We start from the raw sequence: 11,206 nt of genomic DNA, 5'->3' as shown, positions 1-11,206 counted from the left end.
CGCATTCATCATCCTTCACGGTAAAGGTCCGATCCGCCGACATTGCAATCGCCTGGTGCGAGGTATCCTCGCAGGCCGCATAGCAGCGACCGCATTTGATGCAATCGTCCTGGCTGATCTTCGCCTTGGTGACATAGTTCAGATCCAGATATTGCCAGTCGGTGACATTCGGCGTCGCCATGCCACGGAAGTCCTCGATCGAAGTATAGCCCTTCTCGTCCATCCAGTCGGACAGGCCGGAGATCATCTCTTCCACCACTTTGAACCCATAGGTCATGGCGGCGGTGCAGACCTGCACATTACCGGCGCCAAGAGCGATGAACTCCGCCGCGTCACGCCAGGTGGTGACGCCGCCAATGGCCGAGATCGGCAGGCCAGCCGTCTGCGGATCGCGGGAGATTTCCGCCACCATATTCATCGCGATCGGCTTTACCGCCGGGCCGCAATAGCCGCCATGGGTGCCCTTGCCGCCAATCATCGGTTCAGGCGACATCGCGTCCAGGTTCACCGAGGTGATGGAATTGATGGTGTTGATCAGGGACACCGCATCGGCCCCGCCGGCATTGGCGGCACGGGCCGGATGGCGAATATCGGTGATATTCGGCGTCAGCTTCACGATCACTGGCTTGTCGTAATACTGCTTGCACCATTCGGTGACCATCTGGATGTATTCCGGCACCTGCCCCACGGCGGAGCCCATGCCACGTTCCGCCATGCCATGCGGGCAGCCGAAGTTCAGCTCGATCCCGTCGCAGCCTGTCTCTGCCACACGCGGCAGGATCGCCTTCCAGGCCGCCTCCTCGCAGGGCACCATGATCGAAGCGATGAGCGCGCGGTCCGGGTAGTCCTTCTTGACCCGGGTCATCTCTTCGAGGTTCACCTCCAGCGGGCGGTCGGTGATCAGCTCGATGTTATTGAGCCCCAGAAGCCGACGATCCGCGCCCCAGATCGCGCCGTAGCGCGGCCCGTTCACATTGACCACCGGAGGGCCTTCGGCGCCGAGCGTCTTCCAGACCACACCGCCCCAACCGGCCTCAAAGGCGCGGCGGACGTTATATTCCTTGTCGGTCGGCGGCGCGGAGGCCAGCCAAAACGGGTTCGGTGATTTGATACCGAGAAAATCTGTCGTAAGATCAGCCATTTGATCTCTCCCTGTTCTGCTAACTGTGCTGCCCCAAAGGGGCGCACAGCGGCTTCAGCCCATCAGGCTCGCGTGGATATCTTCGGCCGCGTCGCGGCCCTCGGCAACGGCGGTCACGGTGAGGTCTTCGCCACCCGAGGCACAATCGCCCCCGGCCCAAACCCCGGCCACGGAGGTACGACCCGTCCCGGAGACCTGGATCTTGCCGCCGACGACCTCAACGCCCTGCGGCGCGCCCTCCAGCGTCTGACCGATCGCCTTGAAGACCTGATCGGCAGCCAGGCGGATGGTTTCGCCGGTGCCTTTGACGCGGCCGTCAACGACCTCGGTATATTCCAGCTCGATTTCGCTGCTGCTGCCCTCGCCGTGAATGGCCTTCGGCATCACATTGAACATCAGCTTTACACCCTTGGAGGCCGCTAGATCCTGTTCGAACCGGCTGGCGCCCATGGCGTCACGCCCGCGGCGATAGGCGATGGTGACATTTTCCGCCCCCAAGAGCTTGGACTGCACAGCGGCATCCACCGCGGTCATGCCGCCACCGATCACCACAACATTGCGGCCCACCGGCAGGGTGCTCAGATCCTTCGCCTGGCGCAGCTCTTCGATGAAATCCACCGCGTCGCGCACGCCGTCCTTGTCCTCGCCCTCGGCGCGCAGGGCGTTCACCCCGGCAAGGCCAATGGACAGGAACACGGCATCAAAATCGGCTTTCAGCCCATCAATCGACAGACCTTTGCCAAAGCCCTTGTCATATTCCACCGTGATCCCGCCGATCTGCATCAGCCAGCTGACTTCACGCGCGGCGAAATCATTGGTGGATTTATAGGCCGCGATGCCGAATTCATTCAGCCCGCCCGCCTTGGATTTATATTCAAACACAGTGACGTCATGGCCCTTCATCGCCAGACGATGTGCCGCCGACAGGCCCGCCGGGCCAGCGCCCACCACGGCGATTTTCTTGCCGGTTGCGGCGGCACGGGTGAAGGGATGCACGCCCTTTTCCATCAGCATATCGGTGGCGTAGCGTTGCAAACGGCCAATCTCCACCGGTTTGCCCTCGGCGACCTCGCGCACGCAGACCTCTTCGCAGAGCGTCTCTGTCGGGCAGACCCGCGCGCACATACCCCCCAGAATATTCTGGTTCAGAATCGTCTTGGCGGCGCTCTCGGCGTGGCCGCCCTGAATTTCGCGAATGAACTGCGGAATGTCGATCGAGGTCGGACAGGCCGTCATGCAGGGCGCATCATAGCAGAAGTAGCAGCGATCCGCTGCCACGGCTGCCTCATGTGCATCAAAGGGCGCGTGAAGGTCCCCGAAGTTCTCGGCGATCTCGGCCGCGGACAAACGCTCGGGCCGGACTCCAGATGCCTGGTGGCTACTCGCCATTGGGTATCTCCCTATTGGTGTTGGGTTGTCTTTTTTTCGTGTTGTTGTCCGGTAGAGTGGCACAGGTTGATTTTTTATCAACTGGTAAAATTTTGAACGGCGCGATTTTTTTCACTCACCGCTTCAGGTATCACGCTCAAGATATTGATTTTATGTTGTTATACGGAACTGATGAAATCGCAGGCAGTTGGTCTTGGCACGACAATTCCATCCGCCAGACACGCAAACGGGGACCTGAGTTCCCCCAGATCCCCGTTCAAACCGGTCAAATCAGCGCGGCGCGTCAGGACATGCCGAGCGCTTCTTTGTACATTTCCAACACCGCTTCTTCTTCGGCGATGTCGTTTTCATCCCGCTTGCGCAGGGCGATGATCTTGCGCAGCACCTTGGTGTCGTAACCGCGCCCCTTGGCTTCGGCCATCACCTCTTTTTGCTGCTCGGCGATCGCTTTTTTCTCTTCGTCTAGCCGCTCGAAACGCTCCACGAACTGACGCAGTTCGCCTGCGGTCACACGGTAGCTGTCACTCTTTTCGTCTTCGGTCATATCCATGGAATGGCACCTTGTGCAAATTGCCTCATTTCTCCGGCTTGTCACCGGTTCAGCCAGAGGGATACAGGGCCACATTCCGCCCCGCAAGGCTGGATATCAGCCGCGCCTCACTTGCGCGGATGCGACCCACAAGGCATAACGAGCGCTGCCGCAAGGCGCAGCCAGAGACAGAAGGAAAGAAAATGGATTATCTCGTCTGGGCGGGGGGCACCCTGTCGATCCTCGGCATGCTGGGCCTATTGTGGTGCGTCGTGACCGTGATGCGCGCCAAACGCAAGGGTCTGTCCGAAGACGCGCTGCGCGCGGTGCTGCAATCTGTGCTGCCCAAGAACCTCGGCGCGTTGCTGCTCTCGGTGCTGGGGCTGATGTTGGTGATTGTCGGGCTGTTTCTGGGCTGATCCCAAACGCCAAAGCGGGTTGAAAGGGCGCGTCAGCATCCGCGCCCCCTGCCCGCCTTCGGCCTATGCTGACCGCCTGACGGATCAGCGCCAGGCAGTTCGGTCAGATCGGCATATTGTCGAACCGGCTTTCAACCATTTCCTCGTTCAGGATTTGCTCCGTCCGGCGCAGATGCGGTGGAATCTCCGCGCCCGCGGCCTTGATCCGGGCAATAATGGCAGAGAACTCCGGCTGCATGCCCAGCCGCAGGGCCTCGGGGGCCTTGCGGATCCGCTCTTCCATCTGACAGGCGCGCTCAATCAACTCACTGGTGGGCATTCGTTACTCTCCTCCCGTTTAACAGCGGCGCGCCCACGCCAAACACCGACGCAACACGACCCGCTCATACTCAGCTTACATCACTCACAGGTTGCAGCAATGACGGAGGTTGGCAATTCTGCAAATTGACGCATCTGCCGGAGATAAGTCTATAAAATAGGCACGCTGCATCACAGCAATATCCACCAACCTCGGATGCAGTCGCAGAATAGGCCGCTCTTGCGCGAGCGCTAACTCGTCCTATGGTTGTTTTACTGGCAATCGACTCCGGTTTCAGATATAAACATATATGCATTTCGGAATGTGTTTAGAATCGGACGGAAGCACAAACCACAACGAGTCGTCGCGACGCATCAATCGGAGGAAACATGCCGACAGAATGGATCATGGGATTGGCCGGCGGGCTGATCATTGGCTGCGCCGGGGCGGTCTACTTGCTGGGAGTCGGCCGGATCATGGGCGCCAGCGGAATCATCGGCGGCCTGGTGGATGGCTCTGGTCGCGACACCGCAGGAGATCGCCTGTTCTTCCTCGCGGGCGTCATTGGCGCGCCCCTCCTTTTATGGCTGGCGCTCGGCTCGCGACCGGAAACACAGGCCAGTGACGCACCGTTGGTATTGATCGCGGCGGGGCTGCTGGTCGGGATCGGCACGCGCCTGGCCAATGGTTGCACCTCAGGCCACGGCGTTTGCGGCATTTCGCGCCTGTCCCCCAGAGGCATCGTGGCAACCTTGATCTACATTGGTGCAGGTGTGCTGGCGATGACGCTGCTGCGCAATATCTGGGGGGTGATCTGATGCTGCGTTCTCTGTTGTCGCTGCTCTCCGGCAGCCTCTTTGGCGTCGGGCTTTTGCTGTCGGGAATGACCGACACCACCAAGGTACAGGGCTGGCTTGATCTGTTTGGCGCCTGGGATCCGACGCTGGCCTTTGTCATGGGCGGCGCGCTGATTCCGATGGCGATCGCCTGGCGCCTGACCCGCAACCGCCATCCCCTGGCGGGCGGAACCTTCCCCGCCCCGCCCACAGCGGAACTGGACCGACGGCTGATCATCGGCTCCGTCCTGTTTGGCTTTGGCTGGGCTTTGGCCGGGCTCTGCCCGGGTCCGGCGCTCGCCTCGCTCAGCTTTGGCGGCTGGCAGGGCGTGACCTTTGTCGCAGCAATGCTGCTCGGCATGTTGGTGGCACCAAAGCTGCGCTTGGTTCTGGACCAGACCGCGGCAAAGTCGTAGAGGTAACATCATGGATCCACGCACGCTCACGCCCCGCTATTCGGTTTCTCCACAGATCTCCGTGGAGGATGTTCCCGCAATCGCAGCCGCCGGTTTTACCACCGTGATCTGCAACCGGCCCGATGCAGAAGTGGCGCCCAGCCATCACGCGGCGACGATTCGCGCCGCTGTGGAGGCCGCAGGGCTGACATTTCACGAGTTGCCCCTCACCCATCAGACGATGACACCCGAGAATGTGGCGCAACACCGCAGCTTTCTTGAGAATGCGGCCGGTCCGGTGCTGGCCTATTGTGCCTCGGGCACGCGCAGCTCTGTGGTTTGGGCGCTTGGACATGCCAGCGATCTGTCGCTGGACGACATCATGACCAAAACACAACAAGCCGGCTATGATCTCTCGGGCCTGCGCCCCACGTTGGAAGCTCTGGCCGCACAAAAAGCCTGAGGGCGCGCGGGCCCTGCCCAACAGGACAGACTAGAATTGAAATGGCCCGTCGGAACCATCCGCGGGCCATTCTACATTCGATATTTGTCTTCAACAGCTTAGAGGGCGACGCTCACGTCGTTGGTCAGGTGCCGGTCTCTGGCAGATCCACCCCGAGCCCCGCCAGTTCAGAGATTTCGGCGGCGGCATCATCCGCATTAAAATCACCCAGATCGTTCATCGGCAGATCGGGCAATTCGCCCATGCCAGCAAAATCGCCCATCGGCAGGTCGCCCCCTTCGAGACCACCGCCCAGATCCATTCCAAGATCTCCGCCGAGGCCACCGCCGAAATCACCACCGCCAAAATCAGTCCCGAGTCCGTCGTCAGGCTCTTGCAGCCCCTGCGCCGCGATGGACAGATCATGCGGCGCATGCTCCAGAGCGGGCATGCGATCCTGGCCGATGCCATCGGCAAAGGCGCCGTTCTGGCTGGGCATGACATGGGTCTGCGAATCGTTCAAGCGCACGGCCCGCGCGCCGTTGATCTGACCCAGACGGCCCTTGGCCACCGCATGCCCATTGATCGCAATAAGGTCGGTTTCATAGAGGTAAGCCTGATCCAGCGGCAGCAGCTCGCCTTTCTTCAGGGCCGCGAACTGGCGCAGCGGCACCCGCATCTTGCACAGAACCGCCGTCAGCTCCGCGCGCATGGAGCCGACACTGGAGCCCAGCCGAGGCCCGCGCACCGCATTGGCATCGTCGTATTGTTCAACCGAGGGTTCCGGCAGCACCAGGCAGATTTCACCCTGCATCTTGCCGCTGGCCAGATCCACATTCAGGTTGATCACCCGGTAGTCATCGGCCTCCATGCCAAGAACGAGGGTGCGCACATCTTCGACCTGAGCGCCAAAGCGGTAGCCCTCAAAGATCCTGAGATCGGTCTGATCCTCCAGCAATGTGGAGACCTTGGCAAAGAGCTTTTCCAGAAATTCCGCAACCATGGCGGCGTCGGTCGGGGTGTAGTTTCGCTCGTCCCCGGCCATGCCGAGCACGCTGCCCATGGTCTGCTGCTGGATCAACGCCGTGACCGCAGCCGCATCAAGGGTCGCCGCGCCGATCCGGCCCTGAGGGCAATCCAGCACCACCAGCAAATGTTTGTCGGACAGATGCGCCGCAAGATCATCCGGCGTGCGGTTGGTTTGGCGGGCGGCGATCACCGCCATCGGCAATTCGCACAGATCCTCTGCGGCGCGGGCCACCGACCTGCGCAACGCCTTCAGCGTCAGGGAACCACCCGTCCCGCTTGTCCCGTCTTTCGAGGCAGCAAGTTTGCGCGCCAGTCCCCCGACCGCGCGCTTGCCATCCTGCGTTTGTTCCGTGTCAGTCATAAAATGAACCTGAGCCTTCCGCACCCGTATGAGATTGGTTCTAGCTCAGCGCTGGTTACCAAGACCTTTACAACTTTCATCGGATTTCTTCTATTTTCGCCATATATGGCAATGTCACCCGAAATGCTGCGCCTGAGGCGCCCGGCAAATAGGCAACATCGCCCCCGAGTCGATGCATGATTTCACGGCAAATTGCCAGCCCAAGCCCCGCACCGCCTGCCCGTTCCGGCGTAACCCTTGAGAATTTCTCGAAAATGACACCTTGGAATTCCGCCGGTATGCCGGTGCCGTTGTCGCGCAGGTCGATATGCAGGGCATCCACCGCCTGCGACACGTCAATTCGCAACTCGGGCCTGTCGGCATCGCAATATTTCTGCGCGTTTGCGATCAGATTGATAAAGACCTGCGCCAAGCGATCAACGTCGGTGTCCAGCTCGATCATCGCCTCCGCTGTCGCGTCGCGATGAACCAACAGCTTTCGATCCGCCCCAGCAAGGGCCGAGGCAAGCGCATGATCCAGCACCTCCGACAGGCCTCGCCGCGATTGGTTCAGCGTCACCTCGCCGCTCTCCAACACGCTGAGATCAAGGAGATCATTCAGCAGTCGCGTCAGTCGCAGCGCCTCGTCATGGATGATGGAGGCATATTTGCGCTGATCCGCGTCGCTCAGGTCGGGCTGGTCGCGCAGAATTTCGGAAAACGCCCGCACCGAGGTCATCGGGGTGCGCAACTCATGACTGACCTGGCTGAGAAAGGCGTCTTTTTGCTCCGAGAGCTGCGTCAGCTTCTGGTTTGTCTCGCGCAGCTTGCGCGCGGTGCGCGAGAGTTCCTGCGACTGCGCTTCCAGACGGCTGGAATATTCCAGAAGTTGCGCCGATTCGTCCGCGACCGCCAACAGATCTTCGACCGAGACCGCTGCCCCGCTGACAATCTGGCCAATCATCGCATGCGCCGCTGCCGCCCCGATCGAAGAGGAAAGCTCGCGCTCCAGTTGCTCCAGAAACTCTGGCGTGGGCTCCGGCAAAGGTCCCGGCCCGCCCTGACGATCCAGCGCGCGCTGAAAGAATGCCTGCGCCTCTTCCGGGCCAAGGATGCGCTGGGACATGACCATCAGATCCTCGCTCTGCGCCACCGATCCGGTCCAGCCGCCGGGGCCTGCGGAATGGTCAAAGACATGTACGAATTGCACCCCTTGCAGGCGCTCCAGCGGGCTCGGGAAGCTGATCACCGACACGATGCAAAAGGCCGCCACATTCAGGCTCATCGACCACAGGACGCAATGCACGATGGGGTCCAACCCCTCGACGCCAAAGAGCGCCTGCGGCCTGAGCCAGCTTAGACCAAAGGGGCCATGCTCCAGCATCTGGGTGGAAAACAGCCCCCCCGCCACCTCGGGCAGAAGCAGCGTATAGGCCCAGAGGCCAAAGCCCACCGCCAGCCCCGCCAGCGCCCCGGCCCTTGTGGCACCACGCCAGAACAGCCCGCCAACCAGCGCCGGCAGGATCTGGGAAATGCCGGAAAAGGAAATCAAGCCGATCGCCGCCAGCGCCGCGCCGCCGCCCGAGATCTGGTAGTAGGCATAGCCAAGCGCCATCACCGCCGCGATCGAGAAGCGCCGCGCCATCAGCACCACCGTGCGCACATCGCCCGAAACCGACGCGCCGCCAAAGGCCCCGGTGGAGCGCAGCCAGATCGGCATCACGATGTGGTTTGACACCATGGTCGAAAGGCTCATCGCCGCCACGATCACCATCGAGGTCGCCGAGGAAAACCCGCCAAGGAAGGAGAGCATCGCCAGCCCGTTCTGCCCCTGCGACAGCGGCAAGGTCAGCACAAAGAGGTCGGGGTTCGCGCCCTCGGGCAGAAGCTCCAGCCCCAGCGCGGCAATTGGTACGACGAAGATCGAGATCAGGAGCAGATACAACGGAAAGGCCCAGGCGGCGGTGCGCAGGTGGCGCTCGTCCTCGTTTTCCACCACCATCACCTGAAACATCCGTGGCAGGCAGACAAAGGCCGCCGCCGCCACGAACGTAATCGCCACCCAGCGGCCGCCCTGCACCTGCCATTGGCCGATGGGCGACTGGTCAATGCGGGTCAGCGCCGCATCGACGCCGCCCGCCAGCCCCCAGACAACGAAAATGCCAACTGCAAGGAGCGCGACGAGCTTTACCACCGCCTCCATCGCCACCGCCATCACCACCCCGTGGTGGCGTTCATTGGCGTTGAGGTTGCGGGTGCCGAAGAGGATCGCAAAACAGGCCAGCCCGGTGGCGATCCAGAACACGGTGCCGGCCTCGTTATAGCTGCGGGTGGGATCGGCCTCGGCGAAAATCGACACCGAGAGGGTGATCGACTGCAATTGCAGCGCGATATAGGGCGTCACCCCGACCACCGCGAGCACGGTCACGCTGATCGCCAGCACGTTGGATTTGCCGTAGCGCGCCGAGAGCAGATCGGCGATCGAACTGATCCGCTGGCTGCGCCCCACCCGCACCAGCTTGCGCAGCCCCCACCACCAGCCGATCATCACCAGCGTCGGGCCGAGGTAGATGGTCACATATTCCATCCCGGAGCGCGCCGCGTAGCCGACCGCGCCGTAAAAAGTCCAGGCTGTACAATAGATTGACAGCGAAAGCGTATAGATCAGCGGAGAACCCATGAACCATGCGCCACGCCCGCGCAGCGCCATGCGGTCGGCCCAGAAGGCCACCGAAAACAGGATCGCCACATAGCCAATGCTGACCAGCGCCAGCAGGTTCAGTGAGGTCATGCGCCTTTCTCCGCGGCGGAGCCTTCTTGCGGCGTATCGCGTTGCGCGTGCTGATTTTGCGCACCTCCGGGCGTTTCCGGCTCCCCGGGCACCGCCCGACCGCCGGTCCAATGCACCGCCCATTGGCGCACCGCACGGGAAAATCCGACGGAAAAGACCACCAGCGCCGCCCAGACCGAAAAGATATAGATCATCGCTCCCGACATGCTGTGATGCGCCGTCTGCGCCGTCTGCGCCGTCTGCGCCGTCTGCGCCGAGGCGTCACTTGCCTCTGGTTGCGGCCACAACAGCGGGATCATGAACAAGAGCGCGCCGATGATGGGGGCCAGCCGGGCAATATCCATCAACCTGCGGCGCCGGTAGGTGCGCCGTTCGACAAAGGGCGTGCGCAGCTCGTCACTGCTGCCGGCGCCGTCAGACCGGATCATCACCCGGCGTCACGCACGGGATCGCGGCCCGCAACAGCCCCGCCCCGCGCCTGCTGCGCCTGCGCATTCAAATCCCGCACCGCGGTCAGGACCTCGGTGTTGGAAAAGGGTTTGGTCATGAAACGAGTCACACCCGCGCGCTCCGCCATTTCGCGATCCTTCACCTGACCGCGCGCCGTCAGCATCAGGATCGGAAGGTCAGCAAAGGCTTGCATCTCTCTGATTTCACGGGTGATTTCCATGCCGCTCTTGCCCGGCAGCATGAGATCGAGAATGACCAGATCCGGTGCTGCGGCCATAATCACCTCCAGCGCATCATGGCCGTCGCCATGCACCTCCACCTGCCAGCCTTCGCGCGACAGCAAGAAGCGGATCGCCTCGGCGATATTGGCTTCGTCTTCAACCAGAACAACGCGTCCCGTCATGGTCCCTCTTCTCCTCCCCTTGCACCACACCGCCAAAAAGAGCGGTTCCCCCGGGTGCCCACGAGATCTTGCACAAAACCATGGCCCCTGTCACCCGACAGTTACATCGGCGCCATCGCCGCGGCGCTGGCATCGCGCAGGATCGAGGGCTCGCGGCGGGCCTCGCAGCCCCGGCGCATGCAGATCCGGCAGCTTGCCCCCACCGGGCGCGAGGTCTCTGCGGGTTGGGCCTCGGGCTGTGGCGCCGGCAGGATCAACATGATGGAGCGCATCACCGGATCGGCGTCAAAGCGTTTGGCTTGCGCCGCCCAGGACACCGCAAAACACTGACTGTCCCGCGCCGCCCGTCCCTGCTGATGCATCAGGCGCTGGATCGGCACCCCCGGCTGCGACAACGCCGCGAACAGCGGCCAGAGCGGACATGACGCGCCAAAGCGCGGCAGGGAAAACCCGCTCACTGCCTTGCGAAACAGGATCGCGCCGGACGCATCGCAGACAACCAGCCCCGCCGGGCGTCCCAGCCGCTCCTCTGGCAAGGCGGCCAGGCGGCGCAGCATCTGGTGGATCTCGACGCCCAATTCCTGGGCCAGCAGATCCGGGCGCAAACCCAGACGCGACAGGGCCTCGGCGAGGATCTCCAGCGGGAGCGCGCGGGCGTCTTCCTGATAATCCGCCAGCGCGCCCTCTGCCAGCTTCTGCGCCGCGCGGCTGTCCAGCTCCGGTGCCTGTTCCACCAACTCGGCC

The 11,206-nt window shown here is 62.3% G+C and carries 13 protein-coding genes; 4 read left to right on the top strand and 9 right to left on the bottom strand.

Annotation, left to right across the window (positions count from 1 at the left end; all coding sequences use genetic code 11):
• From preA to HCZ87_RS17310, 3 genes are all read right to left on the bottom strand, one after another.
• Positions 1 to 1,141: NAD-dependent dihydropyrimidine dehydrogenase subunit PreA (gene preA, locus HCZ87_RS17320; RefSeq protein WP_167645775.1), on the bottom strand; the 1,141-nt coding region annotated here is incomplete at its 3' end.
• A gap of 54 nt (positions 1,142 to 1,195) precedes the next feature.
• Positions 1,196 to 2,530 carry an NAD(P)-dependent oxidoreductase gene (locus HCZ87_RS17315; protein ID WP_167645773.1) on the bottom strand — a complete coding sequence of 445 codons (1,335 nt, stop codon included), beginning with the start codon at positions 2,528 to 2,530 and terminating at the stop codon, positions 1,196 to 1,198.
• Between the two features lie 283 nt (positions 2,531 to 2,813).
• Positions 2,814 to 3,080 (bottom strand): DUF2312 domain-containing protein, encoded by a 267-nt coding sequence (locus HCZ87_RS17310; protein WP_167645771.1) that lies wholly within the window; start codon positions 3,078 to 3,080, stop codon positions 2,814 to 2,816.
• Between the two features lie 182 nt (positions 3,081 to 3,262).
• Between HCZ87_RS17310 and HCZ87_RS17305 the strand changes: the two genes are divergently transcribed.
• Entirely contained in the window at positions 3,263 to 3,478 is a 216-nt protein-coding gene (locus HCZ87_RS17305) for a hypothetical protein (RefSeq protein WP_167645769.1), read from the top strand.
• A 103-nt stretch (positions 3,479 to 3,581) separates the two neighbouring features.
• On the opposite strand, the gene HCZ87_RS17300 is transcribed toward HCZ87_RS17305, so the two are convergent.
• On the bottom strand, positions 3,582 to 3,797 hold the full coding sequence (locus tag HCZ87_RS17300; RefSeq protein ID WP_167645767.1) for a hypothetical protein: 216 nt from the start codon (positions 3,795 to 3,797) through the stop codon (positions 3,582 to 3,584).
• Between the two features lie 368 nt (positions 3,798 to 4,165).
• Between HCZ87_RS17300 and HCZ87_RS17295 the strand changes: the two genes are divergently transcribed.
• The 3 genes from HCZ87_RS17295 to HCZ87_RS17285 are packed head-to-tail and all read left to right on the top strand — an operon-like array spanning position 4,166 to position 5,470.
• A complete protein-coding gene (locus tag HCZ87_RS17295) occupies positions 4,166 to 4,594 on the top strand; it encodes a YeeE/YedE family protein (RefSeq protein ID WP_167645765.1) in 429 nt (142 codons plus the stop codon).
• A 2-nt stretch (positions 4,595 to 4,596) separates the two neighbouring features.
• The gene (locus HCZ87_RS17290) at positions 4,597 to 5,028 is read left to right on the top strand and encodes a DUF6691 family protein (RefSeq protein ID WP_167645777.1); all 432 of its coding nucleotides are present in this window, start codon (positions 4,597 to 4,599) and stop codon (positions 5,026 to 5,028) included.
• 10 nt (positions 5,029 to 5,038) lie between these two features.
• Positions 5,039 to 5,470 (top strand): TIGR01244 family sulfur transferase, encoded by a 432-nt coding sequence (locus HCZ87_RS17285; RefSeq protein WP_167645764.1) that lies wholly within the window; start codon positions 5,039 to 5,041, stop codon positions 5,468 to 5,470.
• Between the two features lie 124 nt (positions 5,471 to 5,594).
• Here HCZ87_RS17285 and HCZ87_RS17280 read toward each other — a convergent pair whose 3' ends face one another.
• The 5 genes from HCZ87_RS17280 to HCZ87_RS17260 all read right to left on the bottom strand — a co-directional run.
• Positions 5,595 to 6,839, bottom strand: coding sequence for a FliM/FliN family flagellar motor C-terminal domain-containing protein (locus HCZ87_RS17280; protein ID WP_167645762.1), 1,245 nt, complete (start codon positions 6,837 to 6,839; stop codon positions 5,595 to 5,597).
• Between the two features lie 76 nt (positions 6,840 to 6,915).
• Complete coding sequence (locus HCZ87_RS17275) at positions 6,916 to 9,609, bottom strand: ATP-binding protein (protein ID WP_167645760.1); 2,694 nt, start codon at positions 9,607 to 9,609, stop codon at positions 6,916 to 6,918.
• The gene (locus tag HCZ87_RS17270) at positions 9,606 to 10,037 is read right to left on the bottom strand and encodes a hypothetical protein (protein ID WP_254868689.1); all 432 of its coding nucleotides are present in this window, start codon (positions 10,035 to 10,037) and stop codon (positions 9,606 to 9,608) included. Before HCZ87_RS17270 ends, HCZ87_RS17275 begins: the two co-directional genes overlap by 4 nt.
• Entirely contained in the window at positions 10,037 to 10,462 is a 426-nt protein-coding gene (locus tag HCZ87_RS17265) for a response regulator transcription factor (RefSeq protein WP_167645758.1), read from the bottom strand. Before HCZ87_RS17265 ends, HCZ87_RS17270 begins: the two co-directional genes overlap by 1 nt.
• A gap of 101 nt (positions 10,463 to 10,563) precedes the next feature.
• Positions 10,564 to 11,206 (bottom strand): short-chain fatty acyl-CoA regulator family protein (locus tag HCZ87_RS17260; protein WP_167645756.1); only part of this gene is annotated, 643 nt, incomplete at its 5' end.

Source organism: Phaeobacter sp. HF9A, assembly GCF_011806385.1.
Lineage (GTDB): Bacteria > Pseudomonadota > Alphaproteobacteria > Rhodobacterales > Rhodobacteraceae > Epibacterium.
The sequence above is the reverse complement of the archived record's forward strand: the minus strand, read 5'-3'. Positions and strand labels throughout refer to the sequence as shown.